The sequence below is a fragment of the Arcobacter sp. AHV-9/2010 genome, from assembly GCF_004116575.1.
Taxonomy (GTDB): domain Bacteria; phylum Campylobacterota; class Campylobacteria; order Campylobacterales; family Arcobacteraceae; genus Aliarcobacter; species Aliarcobacter skirrowii.
In genome coordinates, this window is the sequence record NZ_PDKH01000001.1 from 150,274 (window position 1) to 167,383 (window position 17,110).

General features: G+C 29.0%; 22 protein-coding genes. 16 read left to right on the forward strand and 6 right to left on the reverse strand.

The features are described 5' to 3' along the window. Positions 1-7: 7 nt before the first annotated feature. The 7 genes from dapA to CRU94_RS00845 all read left to right on the forward strand — a co-directional run bounded on the left by dapA (position 8) and on the right by CRU94_RS00845 (position 5,852). Positions 8-895 carry a 4-hydroxy-tetrahydrodipicolinate synthase gene (gene dapA / locus CRU94_RS00815; RefSeq protein WP_129104940.1) on the forward strand — a complete coding sequence of 296 codons (888 nt, stop codon included), beginning with the start codon at positions 8-10 and terminating at the stop codon, positions 893-895. Further along, on the forward strand, positions 895-1,674 hold the full coding sequence (locus tag CRU94_RS00820; RefSeq protein WP_129104941.1) for an enoyl-ACP reductase: 780 nt from the start codon (positions 895-897) through the stop codon (positions 1,672-1,674). Before dapA ends, CRU94_RS00820 begins: the two co-directional genes overlap by 1 nt. Next, the gene (gene pgsA / locus CRU94_RS00825) at positions 1,674-2,216 is read left to right on the forward strand and encodes a CDP-diacylglycerol--glycerol-3-phosphate 3-phosphatidyltransferase (protein ID WP_129104942.1); all 543 of its coding nucleotides are present in this window, start codon (positions 1,674-1,676) and stop codon (positions 2,214-2,216) included. Before CRU94_RS00820 ends, pgsA begins: the two co-directional genes overlap by 1 nt. Before the next feature lie 9 nt (positions 2,217-2,225). Beyond that, positions 2,226-3,284 carry an RIP metalloprotease RseP gene (rseP, locus tag CRU94_RS00830; protein WP_129104943.1) on the forward strand — a complete coding sequence of 353 codons (1,059 nt, stop codon included), beginning with the start codon at positions 2,226-2,228 and terminating at the stop codon, positions 3,282-3,284. Between the two features lie 10 nt (positions 3,285-3,294). Beyond that, entirely contained in the window at positions 3,295-3,978 is a 684-nt protein-coding gene (locus CRU94_RS00835) for a YggS family pyridoxal phosphate-dependent enzyme (RefSeq protein WP_129104944.1), read from the forward strand. Between the two features lie 106 nt (positions 3,979-4,084). Continuing rightward, complete coding sequence (locus tag CRU94_RS09820) at positions 4,085-5,443, forward strand: methyl-accepting chemotaxis protein (protein ID WP_258237343.1); 1,359 nt, start codon at positions 4,085-4,087, stop codon at positions 5,441-5,443. Positions 5,444-5,456: 13 nt separating this feature from the next. After that, entirely contained in the window at positions 5,457-5,852 is a 396-nt protein-coding gene (locus tag CRU94_RS00845) for a PAS domain-containing protein (protein ID WP_129104946.1), read from the forward strand. Positions 5,853-5,858: 6 nt separating this feature from the next. On the opposite strand, the gene CRU94_RS00850 is transcribed toward CRU94_RS00845, so the two are convergent. Next, complete coding sequence (locus CRU94_RS00850) at positions 5,859-6,494, reverse strand: hypothetical protein (protein WP_129104947.1); 636 nt, start codon at positions 6,492-6,494, stop codon at positions 5,859-5,861. Between the two features lie 117 nt (positions 6,495-6,611). Between CRU94_RS00850 and CRU94_RS00855 the strand changes: the two genes are divergently transcribed. The 3 genes from CRU94_RS00855 to CRU94_RS00865 all read left to right on the forward strand — a co-directional run bounded on the left by CRU94_RS00855 (position 6,612) and on the right by CRU94_RS00865 (position 9,181). After that, the gene (locus CRU94_RS00855; RefSeq protein ID WP_129104948.1) at positions 6,612-7,847 is read left to right on the forward strand and encodes a glutamate-5-semialdehyde dehydrogenase; all 1,236 of its coding nucleotides are present in this window, start codon (positions 6,612-6,614) and stop codon (positions 7,845-7,847) included. 42 nt (positions 7,848-7,889) lie between these two features. After that, a complete protein-coding gene (locus tag CRU94_RS00860; protein ID WP_129104949.1) occupies positions 7,890-8,618 on the forward strand; it encodes a carbon-nitrogen hydrolase family protein in 729 nt (242 codons plus the stop codon). Positions 8,619-8,683: 65 nt separating this feature from the next. Next, positions 8,684-9,181 carry a transglycosylase SLT domain-containing protein gene (locus CRU94_RS00865; RefSeq protein ID WP_129104950.1) on the forward strand — a complete coding sequence of 166 codons (498 nt, stop codon included), beginning with the start codon at positions 8,684-8,686 and terminating at the stop codon, positions 9,179-9,181. 78 nt (positions 9,182-9,259) lie between these two features. Here CRU94_RS00865 and CRU94_RS00870 read toward each other — a convergent pair whose 3' ends face one another. After that, positions 9,260-9,742, reverse strand: coding sequence for an ankyrin repeat domain-containing protein (locus tag CRU94_RS00870; RefSeq protein WP_129104951.1), 483 nt, complete (start codon positions 9,740-9,742; stop codon positions 9,260-9,262). Positions 9,743-9,750: 8 nt separating this feature from the next. After that, on the reverse strand, positions 9,751-11,178 hold the full coding sequence (locus CRU94_RS00875) for a catalase (RefSeq protein WP_129104952.1): 1,428 nt from the start codon (positions 11,176-11,178) through the stop codon (positions 9,751-9,753). A 137-nt stretch (positions 11,179-11,315) separates the two neighbouring features. On the opposite strand from CRU94_RS00875, the gene CRU94_RS00880 reads away from it, so the two are divergent. Continuing rightward, on the forward strand, positions 11,316-11,747 hold the full coding sequence (locus CRU94_RS00880) for a globin domain-containing protein (RefSeq protein WP_129104953.1): 432 nt from the start codon (positions 11,316-11,318) through the stop codon (positions 11,745-11,747). Between the two features lie 59 nt (positions 11,748-11,806). Then, complete coding sequence (locus CRU94_RS00885) at positions 11,807-12,703, forward strand: DMT family transporter (RefSeq protein ID WP_129104954.1); 897 nt, start codon at positions 11,807-11,809, stop codon at positions 12,701-12,703. 14 nt (positions 12,704-12,717) lie between these two features. On the opposite strand, the gene CRU94_RS00890 is transcribed toward CRU94_RS00885, so the two are convergent. Genes CRU94_RS00890 through CRU94_RS00900 form a run of 3 tightly spaced genes read right to left on the reverse strand, consistent with a single transcriptional unit; the run spans position 12,718 to position 14,470 of the window. Continuing rightward, complete coding sequence (locus tag CRU94_RS00890) at positions 12,718-12,915, reverse strand: hypothetical protein (protein ID WP_129104955.1); 198 nt, start codon at positions 12,913-12,915, stop codon at positions 12,718-12,720. A 15-nt stretch (positions 12,916-12,930) separates the two neighbouring features. Further along, positions 12,931-13,401 (reverse strand): Cys-tRNA(Pro) deacylase, encoded by a 471-nt coding sequence (gene ybaK, locus CRU94_RS00895; protein WP_129104956.1) that lies wholly within the window; start codon positions 13,399-13,401, stop codon positions 12,931-12,933. After that, a complete protein-coding gene (locus tag CRU94_RS00900; protein ID WP_129104957.1) occupies positions 13,385-14,470 on the reverse strand; it encodes a DNA alkylation repair protein in 1,086 nt (361 codons plus the stop codon). The genes ybaK and CRU94_RS00900 overlap by 17 nt, the downstream gene beginning before the upstream one ends. A gap of 436 nt (positions 14,471-14,906) precedes the next feature. On the opposite strand from CRU94_RS00900, the gene CRU94_RS00905 reads away from it, so the two are divergent. The 4 genes from CRU94_RS00905 to CRU94_RS00915 all read left to right on the forward strand — a co-directional run bounded on the left by CRU94_RS00905 (position 14,907) and on the right by CRU94_RS00915 (position 17,100). Then, positions 14,907-15,125, forward strand: a complete 219-nt coding sequence (locus CRU94_RS00905; RefSeq protein ID WP_066159795.1) for a cold-shock protein — start codon at positions 14,907-14,909, stop codon at positions 15,123-15,125. Positions 15,126-15,130: 5 nt separating this feature from the next. Continuing rightward, entirely contained in the window at positions 15,131-15,808 is a 678-nt protein-coding gene (locus CRU94_RS00910) for a class I SAM-dependent methyltransferase (protein WP_129104958.1), read from the forward strand. Continuing rightward, positions 15,799-15,939, forward strand: coding sequence for a hypothetical protein (locus CRU94_RS09575; protein WP_164966546.1), 141 nt, complete (start codon positions 15,799-15,801; stop codon positions 15,937-15,939). The genes CRU94_RS00910 and CRU94_RS09575 overlap by 10 nt, the downstream gene beginning before the upstream one ends. A gap of 99 nt (positions 15,940-16,038) precedes the next feature. Then, entirely contained in the window at positions 16,039-17,100 is a 1,062-nt protein-coding gene (locus CRU94_RS00915; protein ID WP_129104959.1) for an agmatinase family protein, read from the forward strand. Positions 17,101-17,110 lie beyond the last annotated feature (10 nt).

Sequence of the window (17,110 nt, forward strand, 5' to 3'; positions counted from 1 at the left end):
GGGAAAAATGGAAAATATTATAGGTTCAATGACCGCACTTGTAACGCCGTTTAAAAATGGGAAAGTGGATTTAGAAAAATATGAATCTTTGATAAAAAGACAAATAGCATATGGTGCTGATGTTGTATCTCCTGTTGGAACAACTGGAGAGAGTGCAACTTTATCTCATAAAGAGCATAAAGAGTGTATTGAAGTTGCAGTTGCAACTTGTAAAGGAACATCTACAAAAGTTCTTGCGGGAGCTGGTTCAAATGCAACTCATGAAGCGTGTGATCTTGCTAAATTTGCACAAAGTATTGGAGCAGATGCAATTTTATCAATTGCTCCGTATTATAATAAACCAACACAAGAGGGGCTTTATGAACACTATAAAGCGATTGCTTCAAGTGTTGAAATCCCTTTTATGCTTTACAATGTTCCTGGGCGTACTGGAGTTGATTTGTTGCCACAAACGGCGATTAAACTTTTTGATGATGTAAAAAATATTTATGGAATAAAAGAGGCAACTGGTTCACTTGAGCGTGCTACTGCAATTATATCTCAAAGAGAAAATTTCTTTGTTTTTTCAGGTGATGATGGTGTTGATTTTGCAATGCTTGCAAGTGGAGCAAAAGGAATTGTTTCAGTTACTGCAAACTTAGTTCCTGATTTAAAATCAAAACTAGTTAAATCTATATTTAGTGGCGATTATCAAACTGCATTAAAAATTCATAATGATTTATATGAGTTAAATCAAGCACTTTTTTGTGAAAGCAACCCTATTCCAATAAAAGCAGCTATGTATTTAGCTGGATTATTAGATACTCTTGAGTTTAGACTTCCATTAACAAGTCCAAGTAAAGAGACAATAAAAAAATTAGAAAATCTATTAAAAAAATACGAGGTAAAAAAATAATGAATAGTTACATGAAGGGAAAAACATTAGTAATTTCAGGTGGTACAAAAGGTATCGGTAAAGAGTGTGTTTATAAATTTGCAAGCAATGGTGTAAACATTGCATTTACATATAACTCAAATAAAGAAGTTGCAGAAGATATTTGTAAAGATGTGGAAGCTAAATTTGGTGTAAAATGTAGAGCATATCCATTTAATATTTTAGAACCTGAAAAATATGTTGAACTATTTGAAGAGATTGACAAAGATTTTGATAGAGTAGATTTCTTTATATCAAACGCTATGATTTATGGAAGAGCTGTTGTAGGTGGATATGGTAAATTTATGAAACTAAAACCAAGAGGATTAAACAATATCTACACTGCAACTGTAAATGCTTTTGTTTGTGGAGCTCAACAAGCTGCAAAAAGAATGCAAAAAGTTGGTGGAGGAGCAATTGTATCTCTATCTTCAACTGGAAACTTGGTATATATTGAAAACTACGCAGGTCATGGAACAAACAAAGCTGCTGTTGAAGCAATGGTTAGATATGCTGCAAATGAACTTGGTGAATTTAATATTAGAGTAAATGCAGTTTCAGGTGGTCCTATTGATACAGATGCACTAAAAGCATTTACAAATTATGAAGAGGTAAAAGCAAAAACAACTGAGTTATCTCCTCTAAAAAGAATGGGACAACCTGAAGATTTAGCACAATCTTGCTACTTCTTATGTACTTCTGATGCTTCATGGATTACAGGTCATACTTTAATAGTTGACGGTGGGACAACTTTTAGATAATGTCGAAAAATCTAAATCTTCCAAATGTATTAGCTCTATTTAGAATAGCATTAGCTCCGCTAATGCTTTGGTTTTTTATAGCTAGAGATAACCCACTTTTCTCATCTTGGCATCCATCTTGGTTTGACTATTTTGCTGGACTTATATTTGTAATTGCTTCTGTTACAGATTTTTTTGATGGATATATTGCAAGAACTTGGAATCAAATGACAAAACTTGGTGGAATATTAGATCCTCTTGCTGATAAAATGCTAGTTCTTGCTGGATTTTTGGGTTTAATTGTTATTGATAGAGCTGATGTATGGGCTGTTTTTTTAATCCTTTCAAGAGAGTTTTTTATAACAGGTCTTAGGGTTGTAGCAGTAGCTGAAGGTAAAAATGTAGCTAGTACAATGGCTGGAAAAATTAAAACTGTAGTTCAGATGATTGCAATTGGATTTTTAACTATGAACTGGCCTTTTGCAACAGAAATATTATGGTTTGCTGTAATATTAACTCTATACTCTGGATATGAATATACAAGAGACTATTTTAAAAATTAAGGGCTTTTATTGGGAACTATTACATTTTTATTAGTTTTATCTTTTTTAGTATTTTTTCATGAATTAGGACACTTTTTAGCAGCAAGATTTTTTGGTGTAAAGGTTGAAAAATTTTCAATTGGATTTGGAAAAGCAATTTATAGTAAATATTGGGCAGGTACAACTTGGCAATTTGCTTTAATACCACTTGGTGGATATGTACAAATGAAAGGTCAAGATGACTCAAAACCTACTTTAATTGAAACTGGAAATGATTCATACAATACAAAAAAGCCTTGGCAAAGAATTATAATTTTATTTGCAGGTCCTTTTGCAAACTTTTTATTAGCAGCAGTTTTATATTTTTGTATGGCTCAAATGGGAGCAACTACTTTAGCTCCTATGGTTGGTCAAATTCAAGAGAACTCAGTTGCATTTAATGCTGGAATAAAACCAAATGATGAGATAGTTAGAATAAATGATACAGAGATTAAATCTTGGGATGATATAGGTAAAGTTATCACTTCAACACAAGGTGCTTTACAATTTTATATAAAAAGAGATAATCAGCTTTTAGTAAAAATTATAAATCCTCAAGTTTCTGATGCAAAAAATATGTTCAATGAAAACATTAAAAAAAGAATGATTGGTATCTCTCCAAGCGGTAAAGTGGTAACTTTAAATTTAGGTTTTTATGACTCTTTAGTTTATGCTTATGAAAAAACAATCTTTGCCTCAACAATGATTTTTCAAGGTATTCAAAAGTTAATTCAAGGTGTAATTCCAAGCAGCGAAATTGGTGGAGTTATTACTATTGGAAAAGTTATAAGTGATGCAAGTCAAAGCTCCATAATAGCACTTTTGGCAATAACTGCACTAATTTCTGTAAATCTAGGAGTTATAAATCTTCTTCCAATTCCAGCACTTGATGGTGGGCATATTATGTTTAATCTTTATGAGATGATTGTAAGAAAGAAACCAAGTGATCAAGTTTTTATGTTTTTAACAATTATGGGGTGGGTAATTTTAGCATCACTTATGATTTTAGGTATTTATAACGATATAAATAGGATATTTTTAAATAATTAAAAGGACTTTTATGAATAAACAAACTGCTACAAAAAATTTAGACTCTTTAATTACAAAAGTTGAAGCAGCAAGATTAAGAGTTAGTGAACATCATATTGTAAAAATTGTTGGTGTTTCAAAATATTCTACAGCACAAGATGTAAAAACTCTATATGAAGCTGGTCAAAGAGCTTTTGGTGAAAACAGAGTTCAAGATTTAAAACAAAAAAGCGAAGAGCTTGAAGAATTTCCAATTGAGTGGCACTTTATTGGAACTTTACAAAAAAACAAAATAAATAACTTAATAGATTTAAACCCTACTTTAGTTCAATCTTTAGACTCTCTTGATTTAGCTATTGAGTTAGATAAAAAACTAAAGGCAAAAAATAAAAAACTATCTTGTTTACTTCAAATAAACTCTGCTTATGAAGATAGCAAATCAGGTGTTTATCCAGAAGTTGCAGTTAAAACATACAAAGAGATTTTAGAAAAATGTCCAAATATAACTCTAAAAGGTGTTATGAGCATAGGTGCTCATGTTGAAGATGAGAATATTATAAAAGAGTCTTTTAAAACAACAAAAAAGATTTTTGATGAATTAGCTCCTTTTAATCCACAATATTGCTCTATGGGAATGAGTAGTGATTTTGAGTTAGCAATTGAGTGTGGATCAAATCTAATTCGAGTCGGTTCATCTTTATTCAAAAATAAGTAAAAAAATTATAATTTAATAGCGAATAGTGTACAATATCTACTTTAATTTAAATAAAGGTAATTAAATGTTTTTAAATCTTCATACAAAGAAGAGAATCCTCTTAAATATGATTCTTAGTCAACTAGGGTTTGCTGCTATTAGTATAGTTGCTATATTAAGTGATGAAAAAATCTGGGCTATAATTGCTGTAAATATTGTTTTTGCAATCATAATTGGTTTTATAAGCTATACCTCAATGAAAAGAGTTGTTGGTGGAATTAATAGAGTTAAAGAATATATTGAAGATTTAATGGATTTCATATTCTTTAAAACAAACCACATGAGAAGAGCTGAATATATAAAAAATGATGATATTGGACAAATTTTAAAAGAGCTAAACTGCTACTTTGAAAAATATGACAAAATGAGAAAAGATGATATGCATGTTCTAGGAGAGCTTGTTATTGCACTTGACAAAGTGGCTCAAGGAATATATACAACTCAAATTCACTCTGATACAAATAATTTTATGGTTCATACACTTAAAAATATTGTAAATAATATGCTTTCAAGAGCCAATAAAAACATGGAAGATTTGGTTGAAATTGTTGGATTATATGCTGAGCATGATTATAGAAAACAGATGAGCATAAACCCTATTTTAAAGGGTAAAATGAGACTTACTATGGAGAGAATCAATCAACTTGGTAGTGAGTTAAATTCAAATGCAAAACAAAATCTTGAAAATGGTAATTTATTAGAAAAAAATTCAATAGTAATGAATCAAAGTGTTGAAAATCTTGCTTCAAAAGCAAATTTACAAGCAGCAAGTCTTGAAGAGACAGCTGCAGCACTTGAAGAGATTACTTTAATTACAAAAAATAATACACAAAATGCTTCAAAAATGGCAAACTTAAGTAAAGATGTTAAAGAGTCTGTTGTTTTAGGAGAGAATTTGGCAAACAAAACAGCTCTATCAATGGATGAGATAAACTCTAAAGTTGAAGCAATAAATGAAGCTATTGAGGTAATTGATCAAATAGCATTCCAAACAAATATTCTATCTTTAAATGCAGCTGTTGAAGCTGCAACTGCTGGAGAGGCTGGAAAAGGGTTTGCAGTTGTTGCACAAGAGGTGCGAAACTTAGCAAATAGAAGTGCAGAAGCAGCAAAAGAGATTAAAAGTTTGGTTGAAAATGCAACAAGCAAAACAAATGAAGGTAAAAAAATATCTGATGATATGATTAAAGGTTATAATAATCTAAATAGATTAATTGGAGAGACTATAACTATTATTCAAGATGTAAGTATTGCTTCAAATGAGCAACTAAAAGGAATAGAGCAGATAAATGATGCTGTTTCAAACCTTGATAGAGTAACTCAAGAAAATGCAATAGAAGCAAATAATGTTGCCACAATTGCTAATGAGACATTACAAATGGCTCAACTATTAGTAGAAGATGCTAAAACAAAAAAAGTAAGCTAAAGGAAACACAATTATGTCAAAAGAGATAGTATTAGATGATTATGCATTTTTAGTAAGTGAAACAAATGAAAAAGGTAATATCATATTTGCAAATGATGATTTTTGTGAAATAGCTGGATTTACAGTAGATGAGTTAATTGGAAAACCTCACAATATAGTAAGGCACAAAGATATGCCAAAGGCTGCTTTTAAAGATTTATGGGAGACTGTAAAAAGAGGTGAAATTTGGACAGGTTATGTAAAGAATGCTACTAAAAGTGGAGATTTTTATTGGGTTTTTGCAACTGTATTTCCTACAACTACAAGTGAAGGGACTAAAGGTTATCTCTCATGTAGAAGAAAAGCAACACTTGAAGAGATAAAAAATTGTGAGTTACTTTATAAACAGATGAGAGATAAAGAGAGATAAATCTCTTTACTCTTTTGAATTATTATCTTGAGGATTTTTAATTGAGTCGATTTTTGCATCAATTAAAGCCAAAGTTCTCTCTTGAGTTTTATATGAAATCTCTGGAAGATTTCCACCAAAAAGTTTGTTAGCATCTTCGAAACCTTGAACAATTCCATCTCTACCTTTTTGAAGTTTCTCTAAATCATCTCCAGCAAAACTCAATACAAAATTTGCTACTCTATCAGATGTTTGCGTTACTCCAAAAAAACCATCTTCACTTACAAGCTGTGTTGCTTCATCTTGAGATAGTTCCATAATAGGTTTTCCATTGTATCCAATATCTGCTAGGCTCATATCATCTATTTTGCCTTTTCCACTTAAAAAATCTAAAACCAATTGTTGATCTTTTGTTATACTATTTGCATCAATTCCAGCTTGTGCAAAAATACTATTTTTTGCCATAGATTTTGCATTCATCTCAAACAAAATATATTGAGCATTCATAGAGATTGCTACTTTTGCAGCAGAGTTATTTATAATCTCTTCAACATTTTTATCTACATTTTTACCTTTTTCTTCTATTGAAGTAGATTGAACTTTTTGACTTGAGTTTTGTTTATAAGCATCTATTAAATTGGCAGAATTATTTGAAACTTGCATTGTTTCTCCTTTAATTTTCCAAATTGTACAATTCTTAAAATTAATTTAAACTTAACTTTTTTAAAAGCCTTTACAAAGGCAAACTTTAGTATATTACTAAAAAATTTAGGAGTTTTTATGAGAGAGTTTTTAGAAAAAGCAAAAAAAAGCAGTCATATAATTTCAACTTTACAAACTTCTATAAAAAATCATGCTCTTTTGCAAATGGCAGATGCATTAGTACAAAATACAAATTTTTTAATAGATGAGAATAAAAAAGATTTAGAAGTTGCAAAGAGCTTAAACTTAAGCTCTGCAATGATTGATAGACTTCTTTTAAATGAAAAAAGAGTTGAAGATATGGCAAATGCCATTAGACAAATAGCTGGACAAACAGAGCCTGTTGGAAGAGTTTTAGATGGTTGGCTAACAAAAGATAATTTACATATTCAAAAAGTTTCTATTCCAATAGGTGTTATAGGAATTATTTACGAAAGTAGACCAAATGTTACAAGTGATACAGCAGCACTTTGTTTTAAAAGTGGAAATGTGTGTGTCTTAAAAGGTGGAAAAGAGGCAGAAAACTCAAACAAAGCAATTGCATCAATTTTACAAGAAGTTCTTATAGCAAACTCTTTACCAAAAGAGGCGATCTCTTTGCTTCCTGATAGTTCAAGAGAGGGTGTTGCAAAACTTATAGTTGAAGATAAATTTGTAGATTTAATTGTTCCAAGAGGTGGAGAAGCACTTATTAAATTTATTTCAAAAAACTCAACAATTCCTGTTGTAAAACATGATAAAGGTGTTTGCCACACTTATGTTGATAAAAGTGCAGATTTAAAAAAAGCTATTAAAATTGTTGTAAATGCAAAGTGCCAAAGACCAAGTGCTTGTAACTCTTTAGAGACTTTATTAGTTCATGAAGATATTTATAAAAAATTCTTAAAAGATTTAGAGCCTGAACTTAAAGTTTATAATGTACAGATAAAAGCTTGTGAAAAAGCAAGAGAAGTTATTAATGCAGAACAAATTGTTGAAGAGGATTTTGATATAGAATATTTAGATCAAATATTAAATATTAAAGTAGTAAACAATTTGGATGAAGCAATAGAGCATATTGTAAAACACGGCTCTGGACACTCTGAAGCCATTTTAAGTGAAGATTACTCTGCTGTAAACAAATTTTTAGACAAAGTAGATGCAGCTTGTGTATATGCAAATGCAAGTACGAGATTCACAGATGGTGGAGAGTTTGGACTTGGAGCTGAAGTTGGAATCTCTACAAATAAACTTCACTCAAGAGGACCAATGGGAATAAATGATTTAACAACATTTAAATATAAAATTTATGGAGAGGGTCAAACTAGAAAATAGACTATGTTAAAATTCGGCTATTTTTAGTAGAGAGTTGAAAATATGAATTTAGTATCATTACAAATAAAAACTTCAAATAATTTTGAAAAAAATTTAAAAAAGTTAAAAAATTTAATAATATCATGTGAAGAAAACTCTATAATAGTTGCTCCTGAATTAGCTGTTGTAGGATTTGCTTATGATAGGATGGATGAAGCTTCTGATTTCTCAAAACATATTATAGAGGATTTAAAAAATCTTTCAAGCAGTAAAGCAATAGCAATTACAACAATTGTAAAAGAGAGTAATAAATTTTATAATAGACTCTTTATATTTTACAAAAATCAAATTATTCATACACAAGATAAAATAAAACTATTTCCTTTGGGAGAAGAGGATAGATATTTTTCACCATCAAAACAAAATAGTATAAAAATCATAGATATAGATGGTTTAAAAGTTGCTACTTTAATCTGCTTTGAACTTAGATTTCCAGTTCTTTGGGAGCAGATTAAAGGAGCTGATATTATATTAAATCCTGCTATGTGGGGAGTAAAAAGAAAAGATCATTACGAATCTATTAGCAAAGCTCTTGCTTTGGTAAATCAAGCATTTGTAATAGCTTCAAATAGTGCAAATGATAATATGGCAAAAGGAAGTGCAATAATTAGCCCGTTTGGAGAAGTTTTAAAAGATGATTCAAAAGATATTTTAAATAAAAAATTTGATAAAAATGAGATAGAAAAAGTTAGAAAATATATAGATATTGGTTTAAATAAAAAAATTTGTTAATCAATATTTAAATAATTTTAAAATATAATTAAGGTTAAATTAGAATAAGAATATAGGAGAAACCGTTGAAAATAAAATTTTTAATTTTAACTTTTTTATTAACTTTTAATGTTTTTACTCACGCAATTGATCTTAAAAATCTAACACCTCAACAATTAGAGATGCTAAGAGAGATTAAAAAAATGGGTAAAGATAGTGGGCTTAGTTACTCTCTTATGGCAATAGCTATAAAAGAGTCAAAACTTGGAGCTTACATGATAAATATATCTTCAAAAGATTTTGGAATATACCAAGCAAATATTACAACTGTATTAAATAGACAAAATATTAGAGATACATCTTGGAATAGAAATGTATTTGCATCAAAACTTGTTTTTGACTTTGAATTTGCTACTCAAAATGCAATTGAAGAGTTAACATTTTGGAAAAAAGTTCATAAAAATGATTGGCACAAAGTTTGGGGAAGTTACAATGCTGGGTATAGATATAACTCAAAAAAAGCAAGAACTTACTCAAGAGAGATTGCCTCTATTATAAGAGAGCTTAAAAAAATAAATGTATAAGTTAGAGCTTTAAGCTCTAATTTTCTTAAAACATAACTTCAAAAATCTAATTGATAATAAAACTCAAATTAATCAAAATTAAAGTTTCTTTTTAAATAGCGATATAAATTTTGATAAAAGTAGATATATTTTTGATTTAAAACTTCTATTTTTATCTTGTTTGTTTAGATATTCAACAATTTGTGTATGTCCAAACATTGAAGCAAATATCAAAGGAGTTGTACCTAAACCATTATTTTCATTAATATTTGCACCAGCTTCAACTAAAATTTTTACAATATCAAAATAGCCTTTGAAACAAACACCAGCAAGTGGTGTTTGTCCTTTGTCATTTTTTCTATCAATATCAGCTTTTAAATCTACTAGCATTGAAGTTGTTTCAAAATTTCCATTATATGAAGCTAACATCAAAAGAGTATTTCCTTTATGGTCACTTAGATTTACACTCATTCCAGCTTCAATCATAGCTTTTAAATCTTGCGTTTTACCAACTCTTGCAAAATCAAGTGCAAGAACTTGTAGCTCTTCATATCGCTTTAACTCTTCTTGTGAAACTTCCATATAAAAACCTATATTCCTAAAGCTTTTTTAACACCATTTGCATAATCAGGATGAATTTGCTCAAAAAGTGCAATTTGTCTATCAATTATATCTCTTGGAACTCCGTTCATTGCATCTTTTATATTTGAAAACAGTTGCTCTTTTTGGTTTTGGCTCATTAAATTAAACAGAGCTCTTGGTTGTGAAAAATCATCATTTCCAACTCTATGGTCATATCTTTTTGCAATATCTCCAATAGCCAAATCTGGCTCTAAATAACTACTATCTTCAACAGGTCCATCAAAACTATTTGGTTCATAAAACGCTTTTGTAGGTTCTTTTACTTTATAGTTCATGCTTCCATCAAGGTTATATGTATTTACCTCAACTATTGGTCTATTTACAGGTAAATCTTCATAGTGAGTTCCAACTCTATATCTTTGAGCATCTGGATATGAGAAAATTCTAGCTTGTAGCATCTTATCAGGAGAATAAGAGATTCCAGGAACTATATTTGATGGGCTAAATGAAGCTTGTTCAACTTGTGCAAAATAGTTTTTAGGGTTTTCATTTAAAGTCATAGTTCCAACTTTAATCATAGGATAATCACCATGTGGCCAAACTTTTGTTAAATCAAACGGATTAAAGCTACACTCTTTTGCTTGCTTATCTGTCATTATTTGAATCTCAAAGCTCCATTTTGGGAAATTTCCTTTTTCAATATTTTCAAACATATCTCTTTGATTTGATTCTCTATCTTTTCCAACAACAGCTTCTGCCTCTTTGTTTGTAAGATTTTCAATTCCTTGTAGAGTTTTAAAGTGGAATTTAACCCAAAATCTCTCATTTTTTGAGTTGATTAAACTATAAGTATGAGAACCATATCCATTTATGTTTCTAAGTGATTTTGGCAATCCTCTATCTGACATTAGAATAGTAACTTGATGCAAACTCTCTGGACTTAAACTCCAAAAATCCCACATTGCAGTGTTGCTTCTTAGGTTTGATTGAGGATCTCTTTTTTGAGTATGAATAAAATCAGGGAATTTAATAGCATCTCGCACGAAAAATACAGGTGTATTATTTCCAACTAAATCCCAATTTCCCTCTTTTGTATAAAATTTAATAGCAAAACCTCTTACATCTCTTTCAGCATCAGCAGCCCCTCTTTCACCTGCAACCGTTGAAATTCTTATAAGCAGTTTTGTTTTTTCACCTTTTTGTAGAACTTTTGCTTTTGTATATTTTGAAATATCTTCAGTAATTTCAAGTTCTCCAAATGCTCCAACTCCTTTTGCATGAACTACACGCTCTGGAATTCGTTCTCTATTTTGGTGTGCTAATTTTTGGATTAATTGATAATCTTGTAATAATACAGGACCTCTTTCACCTGCTGTTAGCGAGTTTTGATTATCTGCAATTGGATTTCCACCTGTAGTTGTCATAGTTTTTTTCATATTTACTCTCCTTAATTCAATGGAAAAAAATTTTCCTTTAGTTAAAATACTATTGTCTTAAAGCTTAAAGAAACTTAAATTTATATATATTTCCATAATTAAATATTTTTTAATAAATTTATAAAAAAGGTAATAAAATGAATTTTAAAATTTCACAAGCACAATTTGGTGTAAGACCTCCTGTTACAAAACCAGATCCAAAAGTATTAGAGTTCTTAGGTGAAGATGGTATGAGAAAAATAGTATCAAGACACTATGATTTACTAAGAGTAAGCAAAATAAAAGATATGTTTCCACAAGACGATACTGAATTTGAACAAGCAAAAGTAAATTCAGCTGATTTTTTTATTCAAATTTGTGGTGGAGTTGATTATTTTAATCAAAATAGAGGTAATCCTATGATGGTAAAAAGACACGCTCCTTTTAAAATAACTCCAAGCGCAAGAGTTGTTTGGCTTGAGTGTTATATTGAAATCTTAAAAGATTTAGATATGCCAGATGATTTAAAACAATCATTTTGGAACTATTTAGATATATTCTCAATGTGGATGATAAATACTCCTGAATAGAAAATAAGCCAAAAAAAGGCTTATTTGAGTACAATTTCCAAAAAATTTGGAAGTGAAAATTGAGTATTCAAACAAAAGGTATTTTATTAGCTGTTATATCAGCAATTTGCTATGGAACAAACCCTTTGGGTGCACTATTTTTATATGAAGAGGGTTTAAATGTAAACTCTGTAATATTTTATAGATTTGCTTTTGCTACTCTTTTCTTAGCTATTTTTATGTTAATTCAAAAAAAAACTTTTTTTGTAACATTTAAAGAGTTACTAATTTTAATCTTTCTTGGATTGCTTTTTGGTATATCTTCAATATCTTTATTTAGCTCATTTTTATATATGGATGCTGGATTAGCTTCAACTATTTTATTTGTATATCCAATATTTGTGGCAATATTAATGGCTATTTTTTTTAAAGAGAAGAGCTCTATAATAACTATTTTATCAATATCTTTAGCAATTATAGGAGTTTTGTTTCTAAGTGGAAGCAATGAAGCAAATGTTAGTAAAATTGGAATAATTTTAGTTTTAACATCATCACTTTGTTATGCTATTTATATAGTTATTATAAATCAATATCTAAAACTAACAGCTTTAAAAGTTACCCTATACTCTATGCTGTTTTGTACTATTACTATATTTATCCACTCACTATTTACTCAAAGCTCAAATATAATGCCTCTTGAAAACTTTAATATGTGGTTTTATTCAATATTTTTAGCTCTTGTTCCAACAATAATCTCTTTAATTTTTTTAATAAAAGCAATACAAATTATAGGTTCAACAAGTGCATCAATTCTTGGTGCATTAGAGCCTTTAACTGCTGTTTTAATAGGTGTTCTTATATTTAATGAAATCATTACTTTTTGGTTAATTATTGGAATAGTTTTAATTCTTTTAGCAGCTGTTATGATTATTTTAAAAAGTATCTTAGAAAAAATCTTTTTTATAAAAGATAAATAGAGAGTTTTAGCTCTCTATTTTGCTGGAATTGAAGTTTTCTCCTCAATCTGTTTTGCAGTTTCGTTTTTTGGTTCTTGTAAATATGCAAAAATTGCACCTAAAAGAAGAAGTAAAATAACAATCAATCTTACAGTGTTTCTTTTTTGTTTTGATTCATTTCCATTATAATCATCAATCTTTTCTAAACTCGGTTCACCTTTGTTTTTTGCCATGGTATCTCCTTTGAATTATTTAGCAACTATTCTACCCACTTTTGCTTTTAAAATCACTTCTAAATCTTTTGGATTTAATTCAATATCCAATCCTCTTTTTCCGCCACTTATAAATATAGTTTTAAAATCATTTATACTCTCATCTAAAACCGTTCTTAAAAGCTTTTTTTGCCCTAAAGGTGAAATCCCTCCAAGCAAATATCCAGTTACTTTTTGTGCTTCATCTTTTTGTGCCATTTGTGCTTTTTTTACTCCAAAAATATCTGCAAGCGCTTTTAAACTAAGCTGTTTTGATACAGGAACTACACAAACAACCAACTCTTTTGGAGTAAGTTCAACAAGCAAAGTTTTATAGACTTGATTTGCATCTAAACGAAGTTTTTCTACAGCTTCATCTCCAAAATTTGTACAAGCTGGATTATGTTCATATTTATGAATTTTAAAATCACATTTATTTTTTTTTAGTAAATTAATTGCTGGGGTCATTTAAGAAAAACTCCTTTTTTAAAACTTCTACTCCATTTATCAAAATTCCTATAAAATGAGTTCCTATATAGTGTTTTCTAGTTGTCATATTTTTAAAACTCTGTTTTTTTTGAAATCTTTTTTCTGTTGATTCTATACTATTTTGACTTATCATAAAAACTTTTTTATTATGATTACTGTTTGATTTTAAATAATAAATAACATATTCAACTCTTATATTTCCTATAGGTTCATCTGAATTTATCTCAAATGAAAAATTAAAATCTTCATTCAAAAATATAGTTTTATCGCAACAAAAATTTGTGAGTTTTATATGATGAGATTTATCAAAATTAAATAAATTTAATACCTCTTTATCTGCTCTTTTCAAAAGTGTACGACAGCCGTGTTTACAAATCCAATCAAGATTTTTTGAAATATTTAAATTTTTTCTTACAAAATCTACTACCATTTTTGGATTATCTTTTGATATATCATTTAAGTTATTTGCTACACTTTTTTGAACATATTTTGAAGAGTCATTTTTAAGTAACTCAATTATCTCAAATACCTTTTGTGGATTTTTCTTAAAATTTGGCAAAGAAACAGCCCAAGGAAGTCTAGGTCTGCAACCCTCACTTGCTAATCTTCTTATATGCTCATTTTGTGATTTTGCCCAAATTTTCATTTGATTTATAGTTTTGTCTTCATACTTAATTATAAATTGTCTAATAGCAAACTCACTACTTGAATCTATTGTAAAAACTTCCAAAGCTTTCATAGAAACTTCAAAATTATCAAGCCCAAAAATTTCAACAAAATCTTGAAAAATCATAGCTTCTAAAGCTTTGAAATCTTGTTTTACTTCTATTAAAATCTCAATTTGCTCTTTATATGAAAATGGTAAAAAAACTTTCAAAGTTTTTGAGATATGTCGCATTCTTTGTTTTAGCTCAAAACTTTCCCAACTATTTATAAAAATAGCTTTTTTAAACTCATCTTTTTTAAAATCTTCATAGCTATTTTGCAAACTATTTGATAGATTTTTTATAAACTCTTGAGAATATATATTTTTTAATTGCTCTGCCATTTTATTTTCTTCTTGTGTCTTGTCTAATTGAAACTATCAATTGATAGATTAAATATGCAATTATGATTTTAACCAATTTTATTTAATATTGTAAAGCTTATTAATTCTCTCTACATTTTAAAATATTTTAGAGTTAAAAAAAGTTGTACAATAGTGATAATATCGGACTTTAAATCTAAAATACTCAATGCAACAGACTAAATATCTAAAATAGAATAGAAAATATTTTTTAAAATTAAGCTAAACCCTTGCTATTAAATATTTATTCAGTTACAATTCGAGTTCTTGAAGATGATTTAGGGTTTTTGACTACATCTTTTGTTTGCTTTTATTGATAACTACAGATTAATACTAAATAAACTTAATACAAATTAAAACTCCTTTAGACTTTATAGATTACTTTAAAAAGTAAAAAAATTAATTAAAAGGAAATGCCATGGCAGATCAAAACATTGGAACAGTAAAATGGTTCAACTCAGAAAAAGGTTTTGGATTTATCCAAATAGAGAACGAAAATAAAGATTTCTTTGTTCACCACAGTGAAATTCAAAGTTCAGGATATGGAAGAGTATCTTTAGACGAAGGTCAAAGAGTATCTTTTGAAATCGGAAGAAATGAAAAAGGTCCTCAAGCAAAGAATGTTAGAGCAATCTAAATTTTTTGAGGAAAATCAGATTTAAATACCAAACAATAGAGTTTGGGAAAAATGATATTCATTTAAAAACGCTAAGGGACAGGCAAGAGTTCAATGACGATGATAAAGTAGCAGAGAAATTAGGTATTTCTAGTGCTACTTGGTCACTATTTGGAGTCGTCTGGCCATCTAGTGAAGTTTTAGCAAATTTTATCTACAACTACGACTTTAAAGATAAGAGAATTTTAGAAGTTGGTTGTGGTATTGGACTATCAAGTTTAATTTTAAACCGCCTAAATGCAGATATAACAGCAACAGATTATCACCCTGAAGTAGAAAAATATCTCTTAGAAAACACAAAACTAAATCAAGATAAAAAAATTCCATTTGTAAGAGTTGATTGGGACGATGAGTACAATGACAAACTTGGGAAATTTGACTTAATAATTGGTAGCGATTTACTATATGAAAGAGATCACGCCGAACTTCTGTCAATATTTTTAAATTCTCATGCAAAGTTAAATTGTAAAATTATCTTAGTAAACCCAAATAGAGGGCATCAAGCAAAATTTACAAATAAAATGGCCCAATATGGATTTTCATGCACTTCATATGAAGTTCAAAATACAGAGTATTTAGATGAACCATACAAAGGTAAAATATTTAAATATTCAAGAAATTATAAAGGAGAACAATGTCAATAACAAATATAAGCAAAAATATAAAAGAGTTAGTTTTACTAAGACTTATACAAAATGGAGAATCTTTAACAGATGCATCTTCAAAAGCTGGTTTATGTATAAAACTTTCAAAAAATTATTTAAATATAAAATAATAGATATTTAATCTAACAATTTTACAAATAAAACTCAAAATTAACTTTACTATTGTTTTAAATATCTTATAATCTTCAAAATAAAAAATGGAGACTTTTATGAGATATAGAAACTTAAAAGATGATATAAAAATTTTAGAATTGGGACTTCCTCCAAAAAAAGATGATGGATTTTTAGGAAGCAAAGTTGATCCAAAAGAGGCTAGCTTAATTTTAATCCCAGTTCCTTGGGAAGCAACTGTATCTTTTTCAGATGGGACTTCTAAAGCACCAGATGCAATAAAAGAGGCAAGTCATCAACTAGATGCTGAAACTTACCACTACATAAAACCTTACAGTGCTGGAATAGCTATGCTTGAGACAGATAAGCATCTTTTAAAACTTAGTAACAAAACTAGAAAAAAAGCTATAAAGGTAATTGAAGCACTAGAAAACGATGAGAGTGATAAAAAATCTCTGAAATTTGTAAACAATGTTTCAAATGCACTAAATAGTTATGTATATGATGAATCAATTAAAAGAATTAAAAAAAACAAATTTGTAGCTGTTGTTGGTGGTGATCACTCATCTCCTTATGGTCTTATAAAAGCTTTAAATGATAGTTGTAAAGAGGATTTTGGAATAGTTCATGTAGATGCTCATCACGATTTAAGAGAGGCTTATGAAGGATTTACTTACTCTCATGCTTCAATTTTTTACAATGTAATGAAAGATTGCCCAAAAGTATCAAAGCTTGTTCAAATAGGAATTAGAGATTATAGTAAAGAAGAAGCTAATAGAATGAAGGATTATAAAGATAGAGGGGCATGTTTATACGATACTTTAATGCAATTGGAGCTAGCAAGTGGAAAATCACTTGAAGATGTTTTTTCTCCATTTATAAATCAACTTCCACAAAATGTCTATCTATCTATTGATATTGATGGATTAGAGCCACTTAATTGTCCAAATACAGGTACTCCAGTTCCTGGGGGATTAAGATATGGAGAACTTGAACACCTTATTTTTATGATTGTAAAAAGTGGTAGAAAAATTATTGGTTTTGATTTATGTGAAGTTGGAAATAGCGAAAATGGTTGGGATGCAAATGTTGGAGCTAGGGTTTTATACCAACTTTGTGGAGCATTGTTAGCTAGTCAAGGAAAAATCGAATACAGATAAAAGTATGGAG

What these genes read in the sequence shown, in the direction of transcription:
- dapA (WP_129104940.1), top strand. Translation starts at nt 8, where the DNA reads ATGGAAAATATTATAGGTTCAATGACCGCACTTGTAACGCCGTTTAAA.
- CRU94_RS00820 (WP_129104941.1), top strand. Translation starts at nt 895, where the DNA reads ATGAATAGTTACATGAAGGGAAAAACATTAGTAATTTCAGGTGGTACA.
- pgsA (WP_129104942.1), top strand. Translation starts at nt 1,674, where the DNA reads ATGTCGAAAAATCTAAATCTTCCAAATGTATTAGCTCTATTTAGAATA.
- CRU94_RS00835 (WP_129104944.1), top strand. Translation starts at nt 3,295, where the DNA reads ATGAATAAACAAACTGCTACAAAAAATTTAGACTCTTTAATTACAAAA.
- CRU94_RS09820 (WP_258237343.1), top strand. Translation starts at nt 4,085, where the DNA reads ATGATTCTTAGTCAACTAGGGTTTGCTGCTATTAGTATAGTTGCTATA.
- CRU94_RS00845 (WP_129104946.1), top strand. Translation starts at nt 5,457, where the DNA reads ATGTCAAAAGAGATAGTATTAGATGATTATGCATTTTTAGTAAGTGAA.
- CRU94_RS00850 (WP_129104947.1), bottom strand. Translation starts at nt 6,494, where the DNA reads ATGCAAGTTTCAAATAATTCTGCCAATTTAATAGATGCTTATAAACAA.
- CRU94_RS00855 (WP_129104948.1), top strand. Translation starts at nt 6,612, where the DNA reads ATGAGAGAGTTTTTAGAAAAAGCAAAAAAAAGCAGTCATATAATTTCA.
- CRU94_RS00860 (WP_129104949.1), top strand. Translation starts at nt 7,890, where the DNA reads ATGAATTTAGTATCATTACAAATAAAAACTTCAAATAATTTTGAAAAA.
- CRU94_RS00870 (WP_129104951.1), bottom strand. Translation starts at nt 9,742, where the DNA reads ATGGAAGTTTCACAAGAAGAGTTAAAGCGATATGAAGAGCTACAAGTT.
- CRU94_RS00875 (WP_129104952.1), bottom strand. Translation starts at nt 11,178, where the DNA reads ATGAAAAAAACTATGACAACTACAGGTGGAAATCCAATTGCAGATAAT.
- CRU94_RS00880 (WP_129104953.1), top strand. Translation starts at nt 11,316, where the DNA reads ATGAATTTTAAAATTTCACAAGCACAATTTGGTGTAAGACCTCCTGTT.
- CRU94_RS00890 (WP_129104955.1), bottom strand. Translation starts at nt 12,915, where the DNA reads ATGGCAAAAAACAAAGGTGAACCGAGTTTAGAAAAGATTGATGATTAT.
- ybaK (WP_129104956.1), bottom strand. Translation starts at nt 13,401, where the DNA reads ATGACCCCAGCAATTAATTTACTAAAAAAAAATAAATGTGATTTTAAA.
- CRU94_RS00900 (WP_129104957.1), bottom strand. Translation starts at nt 14,470, where the DNA reads ATGGCAGAGCAATTAAAAAATATATATTCTCAAGAGTTTATAAAAAAT.
- CRU94_RS00905 (WP_066159795.1), top strand. Translation starts at nt 14,907, where the DNA reads ATGGCAGATCAAAACATTGGAACAGTAAAATGGTTCAACTCAGAAAAA.
- CRU94_RS09575 (WP_164966546.1), top strand. Translation starts at nt 15,799, where the DNA reads ATGTCAATAACAAATATAAGCAAAAATATAAAAGAGTTAGTTTTACTA.
- CRU94_RS00915 (WP_129104959.1), top strand. Translation starts at nt 16,039, where the DNA reads ATGAGATATAGAAACTTAAAAGATGATATAAAAATTTTAGAATTGGGA.